At 64.8% G+C, this 19466-nt stretch carries 23 protein-coding genes; 7 read left to right on the top strand and 16 right to left on the bottom strand.

Going from position 1 to position 19466, the window contains the following annotated elements:
* The first annotated feature begins 96 nt into the window (after positions 1-96).
* Positions 97-813 carry a DUF599 domain-containing protein gene (locus tag XH85_RS20840; protein WP_128933275.1) on the top strand — a complete coding sequence of 239 codons (717 nt, stop codon included), beginning with the start codon at positions 97-99 and terminating at the stop codon, positions 811-813.
* Positions 814-1789: 976 nt separating this feature from the next.
* On the opposite strand, the gene XH85_RS20830 is transcribed toward XH85_RS20840, so the two are convergent.
* The 4 genes from XH85_RS20830 to mgtE form a co-directional block, all read right to left on the bottom strand.
* Positions 1790-2740, bottom strand: coding sequence for a hypothetical protein (locus XH85_RS20830; RefSeq protein ID WP_128933274.1), 951 nt, complete (start codon positions 2738-2740; stop codon positions 1790-1792).
* Positions 2741-2789: 49 nt separating this feature from the next.
* A complete protein-coding gene (locus tag XH85_RS20825; RefSeq protein ID WP_128933273.1) occupies positions 2790-3608 on the bottom strand; it encodes an aldo/keto reductase in 819 nt (272 codons plus the stop codon).
* A 158-nt stretch (positions 3609-3766) separates the two neighbouring features.
* Positions 3767-4069 (bottom strand): helix-turn-helix domain-containing protein, encoded by a 303-nt coding sequence (locus XH85_RS20820; protein ID WP_091889582.1) that lies wholly within the window; start codon positions 4067-4069, stop codon positions 3767-3769.
* A 220-nt stretch (positions 4070-4289) separates the two neighbouring features.
* A complete protein-coding gene (mgtE, locus tag XH85_RS20815) occupies positions 4290-5711 on the bottom strand; it encodes a magnesium transporter (RefSeq protein ID WP_091889584.1) in 1422 nt (473 codons plus the stop codon).
* A gap of 116 nt (positions 5712-5827) precedes the next feature.
* Here mgtE and XH85_RS20810 point away from each other — a divergent pair, with 116 nt between their 5' ends.
* Both XH85_RS20810 and XH85_RS20805 read left to right on the top strand, forming a co-directional pair.
* A complete protein-coding gene (locus XH85_RS20810) occupies positions 5828-6601 on the top strand; it encodes a polysaccharide deacetylase family protein (RefSeq protein ID WP_128937363.1) in 774 nt (257 codons plus the stop codon).
* A gap of 182 nt (positions 6602-6783) precedes the next feature.
* Positions 6784-8055, top strand: coding sequence for a polysaccharide deacetylase family protein (locus XH85_RS20805; RefSeq protein WP_128933272.1), 1272 nt, complete (start codon positions 6784-6786; stop codon positions 8053-8055).
* Positions 8056-8059: 4 nt separating this feature from the next.
* Here the strand turns inward: XH85_RS20805 and XH85_RS20800 are convergent, their stop codons facing one another.
* On the bottom strand, positions 8060-8434 hold the full coding sequence (locus XH85_RS20800; RefSeq protein ID WP_091889588.1) for a hypothetical protein: 375 nt from the start codon (positions 8432-8434) through the stop codon (positions 8060-8062).
* A gap of 288 nt (positions 8435-8722) precedes the next feature.
* Here XH85_RS20800 and XH85_RS45240 point away from each other — a divergent pair, with 288 nt between their 5' ends.
* On the top strand, positions 8723-8980 hold the full coding sequence (locus XH85_RS45240) for a hypothetical protein (protein WP_164940018.1): 258 nt from the start codon (positions 8723-8725) through the stop codon (positions 8978-8980).
* A 21-nt stretch (positions 8981-9001) separates the two neighbouring features.
* Here the strand turns inward: XH85_RS45240 and XH85_RS20790 are convergent, their stop codons facing one another.
* From XH85_RS20790 to XH85_RS20765, 6 genes are all read right to left on the bottom strand, one after another.
* Positions 9002-9190, bottom strand: coding sequence for a hypothetical protein (locus XH85_RS20790; protein ID WP_091889590.1), 189 nt, complete (start codon positions 9188-9190; stop codon positions 9002-9004).
* 13 nt (positions 9191-9203) lie between these two features.
* A complete protein-coding gene (locus XH85_RS20785; RefSeq protein ID WP_128933271.1) occupies positions 9204-9533 on the bottom strand; it encodes a four-helix bundle copper-binding protein in 330 nt (109 codons plus the stop codon).
* 85 nt (positions 9534-9618) lie between these two features.
* Positions 9619-10695 (bottom strand): flavodoxin family protein, encoded by a 1077-nt coding sequence (locus XH85_RS20780; RefSeq protein WP_128933270.1) that lies wholly within the window; start codon positions 10693-10695, stop codon positions 9619-9621.
* 65 nt (positions 10696-10760) lie between these two features.
* The gene (locus XH85_RS20775; protein ID WP_128933269.1) at positions 10761-10961 is read right to left on the bottom strand and encodes a hypothetical protein; all 201 of its coding nucleotides are present in this window, start codon (positions 10959-10961) and stop codon (positions 10761-10763) included.
* A gap of 2 nt (positions 10962-10963) precedes the next feature.
* Entirely contained in the window at positions 10964-11170 is a 207-nt protein-coding gene (locus XH85_RS20770; protein WP_128933268.1) for a hypothetical protein, read from the bottom strand.
* A 246-nt stretch (positions 11171-11416) separates the two neighbouring features.
* Positions 11417-11617, bottom strand: coding sequence for a hypothetical protein (locus XH85_RS20765; RefSeq protein ID WP_128933267.1), 201 nt, complete (start codon positions 11615-11617; stop codon positions 11417-11419).
* Positions 11618-11850: 233 nt separating this feature from the next.
* Here XH85_RS20765 and XH85_RS20760 point away from each other — a divergent pair, with 233 nt between their 5' ends.
* The gene (locus tag XH85_RS20760) at positions 11851-12135 is read left to right on the top strand and encodes a hypothetical protein (protein WP_245474180.1); all 285 of its coding nucleotides are present in this window, start codon (positions 11851-11853) and stop codon (positions 12133-12135) included.
* Between the two features lie 73 nt (positions 12136-12208).
* Here the strand turns inward: XH85_RS20760 and XH85_RS20755 are convergent, their stop codons facing one another.
* From XH85_RS20755 to XH85_RS20740, 4 genes are all read right to left on the bottom strand, one after another.
* Positions 12209-12955 carry a Crp/Fnr family transcriptional regulator gene (locus XH85_RS20755; RefSeq protein ID WP_128933266.1) on the bottom strand — a complete coding sequence of 249 codons (747 nt, stop codon included), beginning with the start codon at positions 12953-12955 and terminating at the stop codon, positions 12209-12211.
* Positions 12955-16125, bottom strand: coding sequence for a CheR family methyltransferase (locus tag XH85_RS20750; RefSeq protein WP_128933265.1), 3171 nt, complete (start codon positions 16123-16125; stop codon positions 12955-12957). Before XH85_RS20750 ends, XH85_RS20755 begins: the two co-directional genes overlap by 1 nt.
* A gap of 360 nt (positions 16126-16485) precedes the next feature.
* Complete coding sequence (locus XH85_RS20745; protein ID WP_128933264.1) at positions 16486-16752, bottom strand: hypothetical protein; 267 nt, start codon at positions 16750-16752, stop codon at positions 16486-16488.
* A gap of 10 nt (positions 16753-16762) precedes the next feature.
* On the bottom strand, positions 16763-17770 hold the full coding sequence (locus XH85_RS20740) for a chemotaxis protein CheB (protein ID WP_128933263.1): 1008 nt from the start codon (positions 17768-17770) through the stop codon (positions 16763-16765).
* Positions 17771-17858: 88 nt separating this feature from the next.
* On the opposite strand from XH85_RS20740, the gene XH85_RS20735 reads away from it, so the two are divergent.
* The gene (locus XH85_RS20735; RefSeq protein WP_128933262.1) at positions 17859-18263 is read left to right on the top strand and encodes a response regulator; all 405 of its coding nucleotides are present in this window, start codon (positions 17859-17861) and stop codon (positions 18261-18263) included.
* Between the two features lie 54 nt (positions 18264-18317).
* Entirely contained in the window at positions 18318-18602 is a 285-nt protein-coding gene (locus XH85_RS20730) for a hypothetical protein (protein WP_128933261.1), read from the top strand.
* A 229-nt stretch (positions 18603-18831) separates the two neighbouring features.
* On the opposite strand, the gene XH85_RS20725 is transcribed toward XH85_RS20730, so the two are convergent.
* On the bottom strand, positions 18832-19440 hold the full coding sequence (locus XH85_RS20725; protein WP_128933260.1) for a cysteine hydrolase family protein: 609 nt from the start codon (positions 19438-19440) through the stop codon (positions 18832-18834).
* Between the last annotated feature and the right edge of the window lie 26 nt (positions 19441-19466).

Raw genomic sequence — 19466 nt, 5'->3', positions numbered from 1 at the left:
GAAGCGAGCTGCTTTTAACGCCATCGCCTGCCGCCAATCAATCGTTGCCGCGCCTCGCCATGCGTGGCAATCGTTGCCGCCCGCGAGGAGACGGACATGAGCAGGCACTGGGTCGACATCACCGCCGTCGGCTTCTTCATCATCGAATGGCTGGCCTACGCGCTGACGCTGGAGCATTCGGCCTATGGCCGCGACAGCCTGTCGGCGCGCATGAACCGCTACCGCGAGGTCTGGGTGCGCCAGCTGCTCGACCGCGACACGCGCATGGTCGACATGCAGATCATGGCCTCGCTCCAGAACGGCACCGCCTTCTTCGCCTCCACCAGCCTGTTCGCACTCGGCGGCGCGCTGGCGCTGCTGCACGCCACCAACGATGCCATCACCATCCTGAGCAAGCTGCCGATCGACCTCAGCCCCTCGCCCGCACTGTGGGAGCTGAAATGCGTCGGCCTCGTGCTGATCTGCGTCTACGCCTTCTTCAAGTTCGCCTGGGCCTATCGCCTGTTCAACTACGTCGCGATCCTGTTCGGCGGCATGCCGCCGGCCTCCCAGCGCGACACGGCGGAGGCCGAAGCCCATGTCATCCGCACCTCGCGCCTGTTCGAATCCGCCGGCCGCCATTTCAACCGCGGCCAGCGCGCCTTCTTCTTCGCGCTCGGCTATCTCGGCTGGTTCGTCAGCCCCTGGCTGCTGTTCGTGACCACGGCGGCTGTGGTGGTCGTGACCTGGCGACGGCAGTTCGCGTCCAGCGCCTGGGCGGCGATGGCGCCGGAGGTGGTGGCTGATGGCGAGGAGCAGAAGCGCAGTCATTGAGCTGTCCGCGCCGGTGCGGTGAAGTGCAGCCCACGCTTTCTCCACATCGTCATTGCGAGCGCAGCGAAGCAATCCAGAATCCCTCCGCGGAAAGACTCTGGATTGCTTCGTCGCAAGGGCTCCTCGCAATGACGGAGCAAGGGGCACTGCCGTCGTCCTCCAAATGCCACTGTCATTCGCCGCGAAGGCGGGGAATCCAGTACGCCGCGGCCTCTCGGTTCAATCACGACCGTCTCTTGAATACTGGATCGCCCGCCTTCGCGGGCGATGACAGCGCCAGACACGCCTTCTCATTCTCGCGGCGCGTTTCGCCCGAGCTTTGCTCTCTCCATCGCCCCCAAAGAAAGAGGGCGCAGGGAAGGCCGGGTGCCGGCTGGCACCCACGGTCCGCTGTGCGAAGGCACACGCAGAAAACTGCACAGCGGCATACAGGTGAAGCCGAACACTCGGCCTTCCCTGCGCAGTGGTTGGACGGCTTATGCCGCGCTCTCCCGGGAGCCGAGTTCGTTCTGGCCTCCCTCACCCCAGCGAAAGTCGCCGGCATCGCGCCGGTTGACGCCAATGCCGCATCCGCCAAGGCTTGACCGTAGCAACGACGGCCAGGACCACACGGTTTTGCCGTACGCACGGTTCGCTATGCGCCGCAGTTTTTCCAACCCTGTCGACGGAGCCGGAAACTTACTGGCGAGACGAACCTGACAGCGCCGTTCGTCCGCACGAAGCCTCGGGCTCACGGAGAGCAATCCGCCCTACCCGCACATCTCGCGCCCGACGCTGCCGCGTCCACCGCAAGCCCGGCTCAGCGATCATCACGACACATGATCGCCCCTCAAGGGTGAGCCGGGATGGGCGATACATACGACAAATCCGAATTTCGGTAAAGTGGAATATTTTCGCGAACTGGGATTGACAGAGAGCGACACAACAAAATCCCGCAGCCCGGAGCGTGCGCTCCATCGGGCTACAAAACTACATGCTACCCACCAAAATCCCGCGGGCTGAACGGCAAATCCAACACCTTCCATTCCCCGTACAAGGCGGCCGGCAGCATCTTGTAGGGCTGGCAGTTCTGGAGCGCGCTCATTGCGGACTTCACCAGGGCCACGCCCTTCGCGGATGGCGGGGCCGCCATCAGGATCGGCTCGCGCGCCAGCGTGCCGTCGGTGGCGAGCACCGTACGCAGCTTGATGTGGACGTTGTCGGTCGGCGCGACCCCGGCCGGGAGCTTGGCGCAGCTTTTCAGGTGACGGCGCAGCTCGTCGATGACTTCCGGTGGAAGCTTGGCGGCGATCGAATCCTTGGCGTCGCCGCCGTCGTCTTTGGGAGTGTCCTTCGGCAGCTCCGTCGGCAATTCAGGCGGCAGGCCCAGCATGACGCCGTATTTGACGGTGACGTCAGGCTCCGGCGCCTGGTAGGCCGGTGGCGGCGCAGCCTGGGGCTGCTGCATCGCCTGTGACGACGGCGGCTGTATCGGCGGCTGCGGCATCGCCTGTGGCGGCGATTGCGGCATCGGCTGAGGCGGGGCCTGCGGCGGAGGCTGTTGCGGCTGTGCGTTGGCCTCGCGCGGCTTCGGTGAAGGCGAAGGCTGCTGTTGCAGGGAACGTTGCGGCTCGGGCGACGCCTGCGGTGATGGCGATGGCGCGGCCTGCTGCTTGGCCGCCGCATCCGACTTGTCGGTGAAATCCAGCTTCGGCAGTTTCAGGTCGGGCGTCGGCTCCGGCGGTTTCTCCTTTGCCGTCTCTTTCGTCTCCTGCTCCTTGATCTCGTCCTTGACCTGCTCCGGCGTGACGATGTCGACCGAAACAGTCTCGGGCGCTGCGGCGTGGAACGGATGGACCTCGCTGATCAGGATGATCAGCGCCACCAGCGTCAGATGCGCGATCGCCGACGCCGCGACGTCCGTCCGTATGATCTTCCGCAGTTCCATCGACTGACTTCGGGTTGCCGCGCTGGTCCTAGCATACCCCAGGCCCCCCTCAATCCCATTTCGGCGCGAAGCCGAAATCGGTCAGGCGGCCCTTGGGGTGGGCCAGGGCGGCGATCCGGCTCATCTCGTCCTCCGACAGCTCGAAATCGAAGATCTCGATGTTTTCCGACAGGCGCTCGACGCGCGAGGTGCGCGGGATCGCAGCGACATTCTGCTGCACCAGCCAGCGCAGGCACACTTGTGCCGGCGTCTTGCGATGGGCGCGGCCGATCTCCGCGAGGGTCTGGTCGGTCTTGATGCGACCCTTGGCGATGGGACTGTAGGCGACGAGGGCAAGACCATGCTGGTCGCAGGCCGCCCTCACCTTCGCCTGGTCGAGATAAGGATGATATTCGACCTGGTTGCAGGCGAGCGGCTCGGGCGATAACGCCACCGCCTGCTCGATCAGCGCCACCGTGAAATTGGAAACGCCGATATGGCGGGTGAGGCCCATCGTCTTCGCATGCGATAGCGCTCCAAGCGTCTCCGCCAGCGGCACGTGCGAATTGGGCCAGTGCAGCAGCAACAGGTCGACCGAGGGAAGCCGCAGGCGGGCGAGGCTCTCCTTGACCGAGCGTTCGAGATCGTGGGGCGCGAAATGGTTGGTCCAGACTTTCGTGGTGAGGAAGATGTCGTCGCGGCGCACGCCCGAGGACCGCAAGCCGTCGCCGACCTCACGCTCGTTGTCATAGACCTGCGCGGTGTCGATGTGGCGATAGCCGAGCCGTAGCGCCTGCTCGACCACGCGCGCGGCCGGCCGGCCGTCCAATTCCCAGGTGCCGAGCCCGATCGCCGGGATCCTTGCACCATTGGCCTCGACGAACAGCATGAGGAATCCTCTCTGTTGCGGCAGCCCCAAATCATCCTAGCGTCATTATGGACCCGGCCCATGTCACTGCCAACGCAAGCCCGCGGCAGTTCGGCCGGATATTCAGGGCAATACTAACGTGAGGTTCGCGTCGAGCTCTTGGCGTCAGGCCTTGGTCATCAGACCTTGGCGAGCGCTTGGAACACCGTATCCGGCGCATGCGCGATCACGGCGAGCAGCGCGCGGGCCGGTCCCCGCGGGGCGCGCTTGCCCTGCTCCCAATTGCGGATGGTCTCGACGGGGACGCCGAGTTTTGCGGCGAACTCCATCTGGGTGAGACGGGCGCGGCGGCGCAAATCGCGCACCGCGAGCGGGCCGGTGTCGCCCGACGCGGCATTGGCCGCCGGCCGGACCGGAAATTCCTGCCCGTCCCGCAATTCGACGATCCGCCCGTCCGCCTTCAGCCGCAACCGCATGCTCATTCCCCCAAGCACGGACGATGATGCGGCAGGTCGCTTAAGTTCGGATTAAAGATACCGAGGTCTCGTGCCCCGGACGCGGCGCAGCGCTGAGTGAGGGGGCCCCTGTGCCCACCCCGTCATTGCGAGGAGCTCTTGCGACGAAGCAATCCAGACTGCCACCGCGGAGGGTTTCTGGATTGCTTCGCTACGCTCGCAATGACGAAGAGAGAGAGGCTGCCTCCTACTTCAACCCGAACCAGAGCGTCGCAATGCCGAGGAAGGAGAAGAAGCCGACGACGTCGGTCACGGTGGTGACGAAGGTGCCGGACGCCACCGCCGGGTCTGCCCTGACACGGTCGAGCGCCATCGGGATCAGGATGCCGCCGAGCGCGCCGGCGACGAGATTGCAGATGATTGCAAGCCCGATGACGATGCCGAGGCCCGGGATCTTGAACCAGGCCACGGCCGCGATCCCCGTGATCACGGCAAAGGCAAGACCGTTGACGAGGCCGACCAGGCTCTCGCGGATCACGACGCGCCAGGCGTTGAAGGAGCCGAGCTCGCGGGTCGCGAGCGCCCGCACCGCGACCGTCATGGTCTGGGTCGCGGCATTGCCGCCCTGGCTCGCCACAATCGGTGCCAGCACGGCGAGCGCGACCATCTTCTCGAGTTGTCCTTCGAACAGGCCGAGCACGGAGGACGCCAGGAACGCGGTGGCGAGGTTGACCAGCAGCCAGTTGAAGCGGCCGCGCGCAATGGTGAGAAATGTGTCGGACAGCTCTTCGTCGCTGGTGACGCCGCCCAGCGCCTTGAGGTCCTCGTCGGCCTCCTCCTCGATGACGTCGACGACGTCGTCGACGGTGATGACGCCGACCAGGCGGTCCTGGGTGTCGAGCACGGGCGCTGCGACGAGATTGTACTTGCCGAACATGCGCGCCACCTCCTCCTGGTCCTCCAGGACGGAGACGCGGCGGCGATCCTCGTCGGTCAGCTCGGTGAGCGGCACCGGACGGCGTGCGCGCAGCAGCACGTCGAGCGGCACTGCGCCCTGCCAGTGCTGGTCCTTGTCGACGACGTAGATCTCGTAGAAGCGATCGGGCAGGTCCGGCGTCTCGCGCATGTAGTCGATCGCCTGGCCCACGGTGAAGTCCTGGGGCACCGCGATGAACTCGGTCTGCATCCGGCGGCCGGCAGAATTTTCCGGATAGAGCAGGCTGCGCTCGAGCGCGACGCGCTCGCGCAGCGGCAGCTTCTCGAGAATTTCCTCCTGATCCTCGGCGTCGAGGGTTTCCAAGAGCTCGACCGCATCGTCGGATTCGAGCTCGCGGACACCTTCTGCGACCGTCTCCGGCGGCAGTTCCTCGAGGATCTCCTCGCGCACGGCCTCGTCGACCTCGTTCAGCGCGGAGAAGTCGAAGTCGCGCCCGGTCAACTCGACCAGGCGGACCCGGTCGTCGGGCTGCAATGCGCCGATCAGGTCGCCGAGGTCGGCCTCGTGCAGCTCGGCGACGATCGCGCGCAGCTGTGCGGAGTCTGCGGCCTCGATCGCATGCGCGATCTCCTCGACGAATTCGTGCCGAATTTCGCCGTCTTCATTGCGCATCGGCACGTGCTCGAGTACCGAATCCGCAGCGGGAGGGGCAACGTCCATTTGTTCATCCATGGCGCGCCTCGCCGTTTGACAGGTTGGATCAGATGGTCTGGGCTGACGGCTCAGGCAATACCCACAAGCGAACTGCGAGCGCAATGACAAAGATGCATCGGCCGGAATGGACCTCGATGGCGCTGGGCGCGGTGCTGGCCGGCCTCGTCGGCGCAACCTCGCCAGAAGCCGCCGAGTGCCCGCGCAAGGACGCGCTCGGCACCGCGCGCGTTCTGAGCGTCGACGCCAAGACCACCCCGCGCGTCGGCTTGAAGAGCTTTCCGCAGACGCTGCCGCTCGCCGATCGCGAGGTCGTGCTGACCTTCGATGACGGCCCGCATCCGCCGACCACCTCAAAGGTGCTGGCGGCGCTGGCGCAGGAATGCGTGCGTGCGACCTTCTTCCTGATCGGCCTGCACGCCTCCCAGCATCCAGACATGGTCAAGCGCATCGCCAGCGAGGGCCACACCATCGGCCACCACACCTTCTCGCACCCGTTCATGGCGCGGCTTCCGCTCGACAAGGCGAAGAGCGAGATCGACCGCGGCATCGCGGCCGACGAGATGGCGCTGCACGGGGTGTCGACCACGACGCCATCGACGCCGTTCTTCCGCTTCCCCTATTTCGAGGCAACACCAGGACAGCTCGACCTGCTCCAGGCGCGCGGCATCGTCGTGTTCGGGGCTGACCTCTGGGCCAGCGACTGGAACGAGATGACGCCGGAGCAGGAATTGAAGCTCGTCACCGAGCGCCTTGCCGCCAGCGGCAAGGGCATCATCCTCTTCCACGACCCCAAGGCGCGCACGGCCGCGATCATGCCGGCCTTCCTGCGGTATCTGAGGGAGAACGGCTATCGGGTTGTTCACATCGCGCCGGCCGGCCCCGCGCAGAAGCATGCCGACACGCATTGATGCCGGAATGTCACTCCGGCGCAAAATGGGGTGATTTAGGCCCTGTTAACACTCTGTTCATGCTAGCCCATGCAAATGGTCGGGGGACCTGTCATGGGAAAGGGTTCTTTGCGCCTGAACCGGTTTCCAGACGTCTCCGACCTATTAAGGCGGCCATCGCATATGGGGGCAGACGAAGGTTCATGATCGGAAGTAGCGTTGTTTCGCGGACGCGATCGTGGAGCGCCCTGGGCCTGTTGTTGGGATTACTGACCACCGCTTCGCCGGCGGCGCTCGCGGCCGACTGTCCCGGCCATCCGGACGCGCTCGGGACCTCCCGCACCCTCGTGGTCGATCCGCGCGAGCATCCGCTGATCGGCACCATGCAATATCGCGAGACGCTGCCGCTGAAGGACCATGAGGTGGTCCTTACCTTCGACGACGGTCCGCTGCCGAAATATTCCAACCAAGTGCTCCAGATCCTCGCCGACGAGTGCATCAAGGCCACCTTCTTCATCATCGGCAACCAGGCCAAGGCCAATCCGGAAGGGGTGCGCAAGCTGGTGGCGGCGGGCCACACCGTCGGCACCCATAGCATGGACCATCCGCTGACGTTCGACCGGATGCCGATCGAGAAGGCCGAGGCCGAGATCAATGGCGGCATCGAATGGACCTCGGCCGCGATGACCGATCCGTCCAAGCTCGCGCCATTCTTCCGCATTCCCGGCCTGATGCGCGCCGAAGGCGTCGAGAACCACCTGATCTCGCGCGGCATCCAGGTCTGGAGCGCCGATTTCCCGGCCGACGATTGGCGCCATGTCTCGTCCGACCGGGTCTATCAGCTCGCGATCCAGCGGCTGGAGGCCAAGGGCAAGGGCATCCTGCTGCTGCACGACATCCAGGCCCGCACGGTGGCGGCGCTGCCGAAGATCATTCGCGACCTCAAGGCGCGCGGCTATCGCATCGTCCATGTGGTGCCTGCGACCGCCGATCGGCCGGCAACGCCGACGACGCCAGTGGAGTGGCTGCTGCATCCGCCGACCGAGACGACGCCGATCGCACGCTGGCCGCGCGTGCCGAATTTCGTGTTCGCGCAGACCGGAACGCTGCCGGCGCCCGCTGTTGCCGACCTCAATGCGCAGACCGAGCATCAGCCGCTGCTGCCGCGCCGGACCATGGCGCAGGCGAATGTCGCGGCCATCCTGCCCGTGCCGGACCGCGACCTGTTTGCGATTCCCGAGGGCTCGGTCGAGGTGCTGCTGTCGACGACCGCCTCACGGCGCGCCGCGACGCGGCTGGCCATGGCAGCCGAGAGGCCTCATCCGGCCAAGGGCAAGGCAGCCAAATCGCCGGGACGGCGGACGGCGCATGCCGCGCATGGCACACCGAAGCGCGCTGCGCAGGCCAATACCACGGCGCCCAAGGCCGCCGCGCCGCGTCCGACCGGGGTCGCCAGCCTGAAGAAGCGCGCTTAAAGTCCTACTGCCGCATGATTGCGGCGACGCAGAGCAGCACGATCAGCGCCAGGAAGAACAGGTCCATATAGGACTTGAGCTCGCCGTCGCGCCGCAGCCGCGCAACGTCGGCGACCACTTGCTTGCGTGCCGAAGTTCCGCCCGAACCATCATTGATCGGGGCCTGAAGCCGCCGCGTCTCGGCCTCCAGCTTTTCGATCTTCTGGAAGAAATAGAACGCGCGCAGCGTCGAGGCTGCGCGCATGGCGGCATAGACCAGCACCAGGATCGCTAGGATCGCCCGGTTAGGGTACTTCTCCATGAAGTTCAGGCTGAAATAGACCACCGCCATGAACGCGAAATTGGTGATGAAGCGGTAGACGAAGCTAAGAAAAACCATGCTGGCTCGAGCCTTGAAGGGGTAGCGCAACCGGATCGTCGCGCCTACGGGATCAGGGGCCAGACCGGAGCAGCCGGCCTGGATGCCGTACAGGCCCGTCTACGCCAAGTTTGTTTCAACAAAGATACTTTCGCCCCGCAACTCGCCGCCTTTTAGCCACACGCGGCCATATTGCAAGCCGGAGCACGCCGTCGCCCCATTCCCGCGCCGCTTGCCCGCAACGGCTCAATGGCGATTTGGCGAAAGTCGCGATAGACTATCGACCGCCGCCACATGTGGGGTCTGCCGATGTCGAAGAAGGGAATCACGGGCCACGACGATTGGGTTCTGACCGAGGCGCTTGCGACCGCGCTGGTCGCGCTGGAACAGCTCGAGCCAAAGCACCGGCCGAACGCGCATATGGACGACATCCGCAAGATGCTCTCGAACGGCAAGGAGCCGGCGGCGGTGAGCCTGCACCTGGCCCAGGCCAAATGTCGCCTGTTTCCCGACCTCGATCCGCTGGAGATCTACCGGGAATACGGTATCGGGGAGGAATACGGCTAAACGGGCCGGTCGACGACCGCGCTAAGGGCCGCCGGCCACCGATCCCGCGATCACCATGACCAGGGCGCCAAGGTCGACCTTGCCGTTGACGGTCAGCTCCTCCGAGCGTTTCACATCGTCCGAGCCTTGAACCTTGAGCGCTTGCGGCCGGTCGGCAGCTTGTCTTTGCAGCTCGCCGATGATGGCTTCCTTGAGTTTCTCTTCCAGCATGGGCTTTGTCCTTTCAGGCCGCCATCGCGCGGCAGGATTGGGCGCACGAGCGGCACATCGCGACGCATTCGTCCATGCCGCCGATCCGCTCGCAGTCCTCGGCGCATTCGGCGCAGATTTCCGCGCATTCGCCGCAGGTGTGCTTGTGATGTGGCGTGTTGATCAGCATGAAATGCGCGGCCGTCCGGCACATCTCGGCGCAGGCCATCATCAGGCGGAAGTGCTTCGGCTCCACGTGCTTGCCGCCGGACTCGAGGCAGTGGTTCATCGCCGTGCCGAGGCAGATCTGGTAGCAGCTCATGCAGAGCCCGATGCAGCGGGTCATGTCTTCGGACTGAGCCATCCGTTCTCTCCAATCGCGCGCGCCCCACTCCGCTCGACCAAAGCGGGGCAACGCGCTTCGTTCCAGGTTCCGGTCGCTGCGCTGGTCATTTGGGGTTTGGGTCCGCAAGACGGGCGCCAGGCTCCTCGAGCCGCCCGCTCCGCGCCAGTCGAACCGCGTTGCCGAGCGCGCGCGCTGCATTCTGCACCTGCTGCTGGAATTTGTCGTCTTCATCGAGCTCGCGATGCGAGGTGGCGTATGGCTCCATGTAGCCGACATAGCCGTCGAGCTCGGCGAAGCGGCCGGCCGAGATCAGCTGCATGTCGGTCAGCCAGTCGGACAAGGCGCGGCGCACGTCCTCGGCGCCAACCGCATCGCCGTGAACGACGATGCCGAAATGACGGCCGGCGAGATGACGCGGATAAGACCAGCCCTTCAGCTCCATGGCCTTGGCTTCTGCGGCCTTCTTGCCGTGGGTCGAGGTCGGATCGGGATTGCCACCGTCGGCGCAGACCAAGCGGTCCATCATCGCCTTGAGCCCGGCCGGCACGTGATACCAGTTCACCGGCGCCACGATCAGGATGCCGTGAGCGGCGACCCACAGCGGGTAGATCTCGTTCATCCAATCGCCGGTCTGCCCCAGCGAATAGTTCGGATAGCAGCTGCACGGCCAGTGACAGAGCGGCATCGCGGTCGCAACGCAGGATTTGCAGGGATGGATATTCTTGCCGAACTCCGAGGCGAGCCGTGACAGATCGAGAATGTCGACGGCAAATCCCATTTCGATGAAGACCGGCTCGGCCAGCTTGACCAGGCGCCAGGTCTTGGACATCTCGCCGGGACAGGTGTGCTCGCTGCGGGCCGAGCCGTTGATGATCAGGATCCGCGGCGTCTCGGCGGCATCGTCATGCCGTTGCTGCGCCGCAAGCACGGCGGCGCGCGCCTCCAGCCAATCGACGGCGATGTCGTAATCGGGATCGGCGAAGCCCGCGCCCGCCTTGCGCGTCAGCGGCGCCTTGCGCGAATGGCTGTAAGCGTCCCAGGCAGCGCCGACAACGGCATCGAGTTCGCGTTGCAGCGGAGCAAAGGCGGGATCGACGAACTGGCTCCTGTAACGCCGCTCGAACTCCTCGCGCGACAACCTGACGGGCGGCATCCCCTTGCGAATGTCGGCGTCCGTCATGCTGGCTCCTGGCGAAGTCGGTACCGTCCGACCAACCCGGGGCGCTGCGCGCGGTTCCCATAACTCTACTGGCGCACCACCTCCTGGGGCAGATCGAAGCGCGCGATGCGCTGGTCGAGCCGCCACAGCTCGATGCGATGCAGCAGCACGAGCGCGGCGGCTTCGCGCTTGGCCTGCTCGTCATTGTCGCAGACGAGATTGACGCATCCGAACACACGCCCGTCCGGCTCGATCTGGAACGCGCGATAGTGCTTCATGCTTCCCATCTTCATTGTCCTCGTCGTGGGTAGACGGGTGCGCTCAGCCAGTCGGTTAGGTTCGAGGTCACTTCGTTCTGCTTGGCGAGGCGCAGCAACATGTCGCGCTCGTTGCCGGGCGGCAGGCTACGCGCGCGCTCGCGGGCGCTTTCGGCAAAGGCCGTCAACCGCTCCTGGAGCGATTGGGTCTGTTTCCTGCGGTTACGTTTGGCGGTCATCGTACTTTCACGAGCAATTCGGATGGGCGGAAATTGCCGGCTGAGGGCGGCCCAGCCGGGCAGATTGTAGATTCCGCCGCGTCAGCCGGTTCCGGCATTTCAATAAGTTAACAGGACGGAGTGATCATTTTTTGGGTTTCTGCCCAAGACATCAGCCCAAGACATCAGCGCATCGGTGCGCGCCGACATCTGACCCGTTCCCGGCGCGTGCAGCCTGATGTGCTGCACGCTCCAATCGCGGCTGCATTAGTCCGGCGGCTGCAAGCCTGGCGACCTCAGCCACTCACTCAGCTGCGATCCCGTTTCGGCCTGACGCGCCTTGCGCAACATCTCGTCGCGCGCAGCGCCGGGCGGAAGCGATTTGGCTTCTTCGCGTAGCCGCTCTGCTTCGGCGGCCAACCGGGCTTCCAGCGATTCCGTTTGCTTGAATCGATGCCGCATCGACATCAGGCGTTCTCCCTGTTTCCGGGCGGAGCGCGTCGTTGCGTTCTCGTCACTCCTCAGTTTCGCAGTCCTCACTGCGGCGGGAGATTAACGTTCCCGATCGGGAGCGGTTGCGTCGCTAACGTGGAATGTTGACGCGTCTCCAGCCGCTCTCAGCGCAAGCGCGCTGCCAGAGAGGCGTGCTGGTTTGGTCAGCACGACTTACATATGCTGAGTTCGCTCCGGTGGGAAGAGCTATGAGCCTTTCGCCGAAGAGAGAACGAAGAACATTAACCTGGGTGGTGGTCGAAAGCGGAGGGATCGATCATAATCTAGAAATGACAGACGCCCTGTTCGCACGCGCTCAACTGGCGCTCGAAGAAAACGGCGAAATTCGAAAGCAGCGCCACATTCTTCGGACGCAGTTCGACGATGTGCGCGAGAAGCTTCGACTGTCGATCTACGAAAGCGCAAGCGTCCGCTCCGAGATCAAGGCACGTCAGGACAATGAGGGGCGAGGCTCGCCCCGGCGGACAACGTAGCAAGCCCTCACCTCCCACCTCACCAGCGCCGCTGCCGCCAGCCCCCGAAGCAGCACCTGACGCCAATCTTTGGTCATCCACCCCGATAGAGTTGCAGATAGCTCGGCGAGAACAGCGCCGCGTCCTTGAGCGCGCCGAGATCGTTGATGGTGAGCGTCCGCTCGCGCAGCACGATCAGGCCGGACGCACGCAGCTCCTGCACGGTGCGGTTGAGATGAACCACGGACAGGCCTGTGGCATCGGCGAGATCCATCTGCGTCACCGGCATGATGCAGGAATTGCCCTCGATCATGCCGACAGGACGAAGCCGCTCGAAGATCTCGCAGAACAGATGCGCGACGCGCTCCAGCGCGACGCGGCGGCCGAGATTGATGGCCCATTCGCGCTGGATCGCGTTGTTGACGAGGCTCTCGCACCAAAATGCTTCCGCAAGCGACCGGTCGCCCGCGATCAGGCTCTCGAAACGCGCGCGCTTGATTTCAGCGTAGACCACCGGCGTCAGCGTCGCGATGGAATGGTCCATGACCGCGAGCAGATACGCATGCGCGTCGCAGCTCTCGCCCGGGAAGATGAAGTTGACGATCTGGCGCCTTCCATCCTCGAGCGTCTTGTAGCGGCAGAGCCAGCCCGACAGCACGACGCGGACGCTGTCGACGGGATCGCCCTCCGAAATCAGGTCCTCGCCGGAGCCGGCGCGCTGCAACCCTTCGAGCATCGCATAGTCAAGCGCGGCGCGCGCCTCTGCCGACAACGGCCTCAACGCGTTCAGCCGGCGAGCGGCCGGCTCCAACAGGCTGCGATCGGCGATCGACAAGGACATCAGTCAGCCAATGACGGCGTGTGGAAAGTGCGCTTGCTCAAGGGAATGATGATCGTGCATTGCAGCCCCCCGGGATTGAACGCCATCGTGGTCTGGCTCTTGAACTCGAAGGCCAGCGTACGCTCGAGAAGCTCGGTGCCAAAACCTTTTCGCGGCGGCGGCGCCGCTTGCGGCCCACCCCGCTCCCGCCATTCGAACACCAGCCGCGTTGGTTCGGTGCTTTCATCGACGCGCCATGAGACCTCGATACGGCCTGTCGGCTGGCTCAGCGCGCCATATTTCAGCGCATTCGTCGCAAGCTCGTGGAGCGCGAGCGCGAAGGTCTCCGCGGCTTTGGGCTGAAAGCGCACCTTCGGGCCAGAAACCCTCATCTGCTCGCCTTCGCGAGCATTGTAGGCGAGCAACTCCTCGACCACGAGATATTCGAGGTCGACGCCGCCCTCGGGATCGCGGGTCACCAGCGCCTGGGTGCGGGCGTAAGCGTTCAGCCGGCCGTCGAGATGGAAGGCATATTCCTCGACGGTCGTGCTGGCTTCCGCCGAGCGGCGGGCGATCGAGCGCACCACGCCAAGCGTGTTGCGCACGCGATGCTGAAGCTCGGCCAGCAGCAGGCGCTGCCGCTCCTCGGCCCGGGTGATCGCGGTGACGTCGATGAAGGTGATGACGACGCCAGCAATAAAATTGTCGATGCTGCGATAGGGCAGGATGCGGACGATGTAGCGTGTGCCGCTGTCGGGCGCGCTCAGCTCGCGCTCGACGCTCGCCAGCGTTCGCAGCACGCGGCGAATGTCGTCATAGAGCTCCTCGATCGGGATGCGCGCCTTGATGTGGGCGATGGGGCGGCCCGTGTCGGTCTCGACCAGATGCAGGACCTGGGTGATCGCAGGCGTGAAATTCATCACGCGCAAATCGTTGTCGAGGAATACGGTCGCGATCTGCGTGCTCTCGAGGAAATTCTTGAGGTCGCTGGTGGCGCGCGTCAACTCCTGAACGCGATGCGCCAGCTCGCCATTGACGGTGGTCAGCTCCTCGTTGACCGACTGCAATTCCTCGCGCGAGGTTTCGAGCTCCTCGTTGGCGGACTGAAGCTCCTCATTGAGCGACTGGTATTCCTCGTTCGAGGACTTCAGCTCCTCGTTGGTGCTTTCGAGCTCCTCGATGGTCGCCTGCAGGCGCTCCCGCGTCGCGCGCAGCTCGCTTTCGAGCCTCTCGACATGCTCGGTGCGCACGAGGGCGTTGGGATTGCTCTGGTTGGTCTCGATCGCGCGAATGGGGCCGTCCTTGAACAGAACGACGAAATTACGGTGGCCGCCGGCGCCCTCCTGGATCGGCTCGACGGTGACGTCGACGACGACACGGTGGCCGTTCACGCCGAGCTGCACTTGCTCGGCATGGGCAGGCTCGTTGGTCTCCGCCGCACGGCTCAGCACGGTGCGGAGTTCCAGGCGGAGATCGCGGTGCACGAGCTGGAGCAGGTCGAGCGTGGCGGTGCCCGCCGTCGGCTCGATGTAGCGGCCGGTGCGACCGGAGAAGTGCAGGATCTGGAAATTGTCATCGGTGATGACATAGGCCGGCGCATAGCGCTCCGCGATGCGCTGGGCGCGGCGCTCCAGGCCGACGTCGGGGCCGAAGGAGCGCACCGGCGGGACTTCGACCGGCGCCCTGCCCGCCGCGGTCGTGATCGGAAATTCCGGCGGCAGCCGCGTTCCGGTCTCCAGCTTCTTGAAGATGCGGGCGCGGCGATCGATCGGCGCAAACAGTTTCGGATGCCGCGTCACGTTCTCGGAATTGCCGAGGAAGAGAAAGCGGTCCGGCAGCAGCGCGAAATGAAAGAGCGGGATCACGCGGTTCTGCAATTCGGCATTGAGATAGATGAGAAGGTTCCGGCAGGAGACGAGGTCGAGCTTGGAGAACGGCGCGTCCTTGATGACGTTGTGCTGCGAGAAGATGCACATCTCGCGCAGCTCCTTGACCACGCAATAGGTGTCGCCCTCGCGCACGAACCAGCGCGCCAGGCGCTCGCTGGTCATGTCGGCCTCGATGCTGGTGCGATAACGGCCGACGCGCGCGGCCGCCAGCGCGCGGCCGTCGATGTCGGTGGCGAAGATCTGCACCTGCGGCACCGAATCCATCCGCGCCATGTATTCGCGCAGGAGAATGCCGATCGAGTAAGCCTCCTCGCCGGTGGCGCAGCCGAGCACCCAGACCCGAACCTGCTGACCCGCGCCCTTGCCCTCGAATATCTTCGGAATGATCTGGGTCTCCAGCACCTCGAATTCGCGCTTGTCGCGGAAGAACTCGGTGACGCCGATCAGGAGGTCATTGAAGAGGTGCTGCGCCTCATCCTTGTCGTTGCGCAGCAAATCGACATAGGCCGGAATATCGTCGATCTGGACCACCTGCATGCGGCGCTGCACGCGGCGCAGGAAGGTGTTCTGCTTGTAACCGTGGAAATCATTGCCGGTCTTGTTGCGCAGGATGTCGGCGATGCGCGACAGCGAGGTCGCGGCCGCGGCCAGCACCTCATCGAAGCCCTGCTTCTCATCCAGGCGCCTGAGATGACGGGCGTAGACCTGGATGTGCTCGGGGATCTCCTCCGGCGGCAGTACATAGTCGGCGATCGCGGCAGGCGTGTTGCCGTCGAGCAGGTGCTCAGCCGCGTCCGGGCCCGCGGCTTTCTCGGCGATGGCGAGACCGCCGTGGTCCTTCAGCGTCGCGGCGCCGAGCGTGCCGTCTCCGCCGGTGCCGGCGAGGATGACGCCGATGGATTGCTCGGCGCGTTCTTCGGCCAGCGACACTAGGAAGCTGTCGATTGTGGCGCGCTCGCCGGGCGCCTGCTCGGCTCTGCGGATCGCGAACCGGTCGCCCTGAATCGTGGTGATCATCGCCAGCGGGCACAGATAGATCGTGCCGCCCTCGATCGCATGACCGTCACTGATGTCGGCGACCTTGGCGCCGTTGGATCCCTGCACGATCCGGCGCAGCCGTGGCTCGTCGAACGACTCGTGATGCTGAAGTGCCAGCACGATCGCCTGATCTGCGCCGATGATCAGCTTGCCAAAGAAGCGCTCGATGCTGTCCAGGGCGCGGGGGGAGGCGCCGACGCCGATGATCAGCGGGGCCTTGATCTGGCGCTCTCCATCGACTGGCCGGTCGCCGACTTCCTTCATGGCTCTGGTAGCTCTCTTTCGCTGACCGGGACCAATGGGCGCCCGGCTCCTGCAAATAGCAGAAATCGATATTACCCCAACAGATCAAAGGCAAAAATGTCCCGAAGCCCTTTTCGATTCCTGGCCCGATCGTTGTCAGCCCCGGCCGGAAGATCCATACTCGGCGGGTAGCGCAGGAACGCGCGATGCAAATCTCCGAGGAACTCGCGACCCTGATCGGGCGCGCCGAGCGCGCCACCGCGACCACACGCCGCCTGCTCGCCGAGAACGACCGCTGGCGCCGCCGCGTGGAGCGATAGCTCGACTACATGTTCGAGCTCAGTGCAGAATTCAGGAGACCGGCAATCAGCCACCCGCCGGCTAACCCGCCTCGACCTGCCGCCGGAGGTAAGTGACGCGCTGCTCGATCAAGACGCGGTGGCGCTCCCATTCGACCAGGGTCTCCTTGAGCAGATCAACCAGCCGTTCTGCCTGCCGCGTGTCGTGGCCTTCCGCCGTCAGCTCACGCACGCGATCTTCCTGATCGCGGATGCGCTGCGAGCCCTCCTCGATATCCCGATCGGCCTTCACCAGCAGGCGCTGCTCGGTACGGAGCTGCTTGGTCCATTCGGCAAGGGAGGTGGCCATGGCAGAGCCCTCAAGCCTCCCGCTTGTGAACCGGAGGATCGAGCGATTTTAGCACGACGCGCCGGATCATGTCGGCATATTCGCGGTATTCGGCCGCCCTGGCTTCGTACATCTCGGCGACCGCAGGCCGGCCGCTGCGCCGGCCGTCGGCGGCCATGCGGTGCACCAGTTCCGCCCGTTCCTCGATGATGCGGAGCGCAACCCGCAAGGCTTCATCGACTCGCCCTTCCTGCTCCTTGGCGAGCACATCCGCGGTGAAGGCGTGACCAACCTGGCAGCGGAAACGCATTGGGCGACCTTCCTTGACCTCGGAAAGCACTCCCCCGCAGGCCGGGCAGGTCAGCGCAACGGGATCGGCCACCGAGATCAGATTGTCACTGCCGATGCGTTCACCGGCCGCAATCTCGACCTCGAGCCTGATCTCGGGCGGGATCGGCAGCGGGACTCCGGCCTGCTCCTTGACCAATTCGGAGAGAACGTCGCCCATGGTTGCGCCGGGAACGCAGAGATCGATGGTGGTCGCCTCCATGGCGCGCCGCGGCATTTCATCGGAAATGGCGTCCATGGGGTCCTGCACCACCGTCATCCCGCCGCAGCGCTTGATGGCGTTGAGGCCGGCGGCGCCGTCGGACAAGAGGCCGCTCAGGAGCACGCCGATCACGCGCGGGCCGTGATAGAGAGCGGCGGAGCGGAACAGGGCATCGATCGCCGGCCGCACCAGGTTCTCGCGCGGCCCCCGCCCAAGGAAAATGTGATCCCCGGACAGCAGCAGGTGGTGGTCGGGCGCGGCGAGATAAATCTGGCCGGGCTCGATCTTCATGCCGTTTTTGGCCTGCCGCACCGGAAGCGGGCCGGCATTGCTGGCGACCGTGGATAGGATCCCGATGCCCTGCGCAGGAATGTGCAGGACGACAAAGATCGCGGCCGGCAAGTCTGCCGGCAGGCGGCCCAGAATCTGCTTCAAGGGCTGGGTGGCGCCGGCCGAGCCCCCGATGACGATGATGTCGCGGTTGCTCATGGAACCCGCCTCGGATTGCCTCGTTTGGACCAAGGCGGTCCTCCGCCTTATGTTCCAATCGTATCGATGGGCTCCCGGGAGGGGATCAATGTCAGTTTCGCCCGCGTCGTTTCTTGCAGGTACGCCGCTGACGGGGCGCCGCATCCTGGTGGTCGAGGACGAATATTTCCTCGCCGACGACATCGGCAATGCCCTGCGCAAGCTCGGCGCAGAGATTGCCGGTCCCGTCGGTCACATCGAGGATGCAGTCGCGATGCTGCACAATGGCGGCGTTCTGGATGCCGCGGTGCTCGACGTCAACATCCGGACCCAGATGATCTTTCCGATCGCCAGGGAGCTCAGGGCGCGCGATGTGCCCTTCGTGTTCACGACGGGGTACGAGAAGATCAGCATCGAGCCGGAATTCCAGGACGTGCCGCTCTGGGAGAAGCCGATCGATATCGTGGCCATGGCACGGAATCTGGCTAGGCTCATTGGCGACCGGCGAGCATGACGCCAGCGCGGCGCGTCTTCCTAACCACTTCTTCGCAACAGAGAGTGACGTTCAATGATCTACGCACCCGATCCCGCCGTCGACAGGCAACTCCTGAGCCATTCGCAGGAGCTGGTGCGCGAGGCCATGGCGCTGCTGCGCAGCAGCGATCATCTCGTGAGCGCTCAGCGCCTGCGCGAGGAGCTGGAGCAAGAGCGCCGCAACCCGCCCCACCGGGACAGGCAGCATCCGCACAAGACCGCTGCCTCGGAAGATCGCAGCCGACAACGATCAGAACAAATGCGCGAAGGCGATCCAGACGGTCACCGCCAGGCACAGGATAACTGCGGCGTAAGGTAGCGCGACGCGCAAGACAGGACCCTTCCCGGCCGTTAGTCCATCATCATCCAGATGATCGCTCCCATCATCACCAGGAAACCCGTAATCGCGGTCGCGACAAAGGCTTGTTCAATGCGATCCATCGTCATCGCAGCCCCCTTTCCAGCCGGCATAGTCTGGCCGCTCCGGATGACCCGTGCATTAGGCTATGTGAATCGGCCGACGCGCTGCGTCGGAATGTCCAGCGAATCTACTCCCGCCAGAATTCCGCCAGCTCCTCCGCGGTGACGAGGTCGACCTGGCCGTGAAAGCGAGTGCGGTACATCGTCATGAGCGCATCGTGCCCGACGTCGGACGAGCTGCACAGCGCGTCCTCGACGATGACGACCCTGAAGCCGAGATCGACGGCGCTCAGGACCGTCGACAGCACGCAAACATCCGTCTCGGCCCCGGTGATCACCAACGTGCCGACGTTCTTTCCGATCAACAGGCTTGCAAGACCGGGATTGCTGAATGCGGAATAGGCCGGCTTGTCGATGACGGCCGCCGGCGGAACGAACCCGGCCAAGGCCGGCACGAGTTCGAGCCCGGATGGCGGAAGATGTCTTCGGGTCGCCTGGTGCCAGCGCTGGAAATAGCTCTGCCACTGGCCCGGACGGTCTTCCGGATCCTGCGGCGTGATGAAGCGTGTGAAGATCGTTCTGGCCGGATGGCGCGCCGCAATCGAGGCGATCGTCGGCAGGACGCGCTCCATCCACGGCGTCGCCCAGAGCCCGCCAGGAGCGAAAATATTCTGCATGTCGATGCAGAGGTGAACGCCATCCCTGATCTCGGCGATCTCCGACGCACTGTCCCTCATCGTCCTCCACCGTCAGGCGCTCGGCC

This window comes from Bradyrhizobium zhanjiangense (assembly GCF_004114935.1).
Taxonomy (GTDB): Bacteria; Pseudomonadota; Alphaproteobacteria; order Rhizobiales; family Xanthobacteraceae; genus Bradyrhizobium; species Bradyrhizobium zhanjiangense.
The sequence above is the reverse complement of the archived record's forward strand: the minus strand, read 5'-3'. Positions and strand labels throughout refer to the sequence as shown.

Excerpts from the sequence above, each read along its gene's own strand:
- XH85_RS20745 (WP_128933264.1), bottom strand. The coding sequence starts at position 16,752 with ATGGCCACCTCCCTTGCCGAATGGACCAAGCAGCTCCGTACCGAGCAG.
- mgtE (WP_091889584.1), bottom strand. The coding sequence starts at position 5,711 with ATGGATGAACAAATGGACGTTGCCCCTCCCGCTGCGGATTCGGTACTC.
- XH85_RS20735 (WP_128933262.1), top strand. The coding sequence starts at position 17,859 with ATGTCAGTTTCGCCCGCGTCGTTTCTTGCAGGTACGCCGCTGACGGGG.
- XH85_RS20760 (WP_245474180.1), top strand. The coding sequence starts at position 11,851 with ATGAGCCTTTCGCCGAAGAGAGAACGAAGAACATTAACCTGGGTGGTG.
- XH85_RS20785 (WP_128933271.1), bottom strand. The coding sequence starts at position 9,533 with ATGGCTCAGTCCGAAGACATGACCCGCTGCATCGGGCTCTGCATGAGC.
- XH85_RS20755 (WP_128933266.1), bottom strand. The coding sequence starts at position 12,955 with ATGTCCTTGTCGATCGCCGATCGCAGCCTGTTGGAGCCGGCCGCTCGC.
- XH85_RS20775 (WP_128933269.1), bottom strand. The coding sequence starts at position 10,961 with ATGGGAAGCATGAAGCACTATCGCGCGTTCCAGATCGAGCCGGACGGG.
- XH85_RS20825 (WP_128933273.1), bottom strand. The coding sequence starts at position 3,608 with ATGCTGTTCGTCGAGGCCAATGGTGCAAGGATCCCGGCGATCGGGCTC.
- XH85_RS20805 (WP_128933272.1), top strand. The coding sequence starts at position 6,784 with ATGATCGGAAGTAGCGTTGTTTCGCGGACGCGATCGTGGAGCGCCCTG.
- XH85_RS20750 (WP_128933265.1), bottom strand. The coding sequence starts at position 16,125 with ATGAAGGAAGTCGGCGACCGGCCAGTCGATGGAGAGCGCCAGATCAAG.
- XH85_RS20840 (WP_128933275.1), top strand. The coding sequence starts at position 97 with ATGAGCAGGCACTGGGTCGACATCACCGCCGTCGGCTTCTTCATCATC.
- XH85_RS20820 (WP_091889582.1), bottom strand. The coding sequence starts at position 4,069 with ATGAGCATGCGGTTGCGGCTGAAGGCGGACGGGCGGATCGTCGAATTG.
- XH85_RS20765 (WP_128933267.1), bottom strand. The coding sequence starts at position 11,617 with ATGTCGATGCGGCATCGATTCAAGCAAACGGAATCGCTGGAAGCCCGG.
- XH85_RS20770 (WP_128933268.1), bottom strand. The coding sequence starts at position 11,170 with ATGACCGCCAAACGTAACCGCAGGAAACAGACCCAATCGCTCCAGGAG.
- XH85_RS45240 (WP_164940018.1), top strand. The coding sequence starts at position 8,723 with ATGTCGAAGAAGGGAATCACGGGCCACGACGATTGGGTTCTGACCGAG.
- XH85_RS20790 (WP_091889590.1), bottom strand. The coding sequence starts at position 9,190 with ATGCTGGAAGAGAAACTCAAGGAAGCCATCATCGGCGAGCTGCAAAGA.
- XH85_RS20780 (WP_128933270.1), bottom strand. The coding sequence starts at position 10,695 with ATGACGGACGCCGACATTCGCAAGGGGATGCCGCCCGTCAGGTTGTCG.
- XH85_RS20730 (WP_128933261.1), top strand. The coding sequence starts at position 18,318 with ATGATCTACGCACCCGATCCCGCCGTCGACAGGCAACTCCTGAGCCAT.
- XH85_RS20830 (WP_128933274.1), bottom strand. The coding sequence starts at position 2,740 with ATGGAACTGCGGAAGATCATACGGACGGACGTCGCGGCGTCGGCGATC.
- XH85_RS20725 (WP_128933260.1), bottom strand. The coding sequence starts at position 19,440 with ATGAGGGACAGTGCGTCGGAGATCGCCGAGATCAGGGATGGCGTTCAC.
- XH85_RS20740 (WP_128933263.1), bottom strand. The coding sequence starts at position 17,770 with ATGAGCAACCGCGACATCATCGTCATCGGGGGCTCGGCCGGCGCCACC.
- XH85_RS20810 (WP_128937363.1), top strand. The coding sequence starts at position 5,828 with ATGGCGCTGGGCGCGGTGCTGGCCGGCCTCGTCGGCGCAACCTCGCCA.
- XH85_RS20800 (WP_091889588.1), bottom strand. The coding sequence starts at position 8,434 with ATGGTTTTTCTTAGCTTCGTCTACCGCTTCATCACCAATTTCGCGTTC.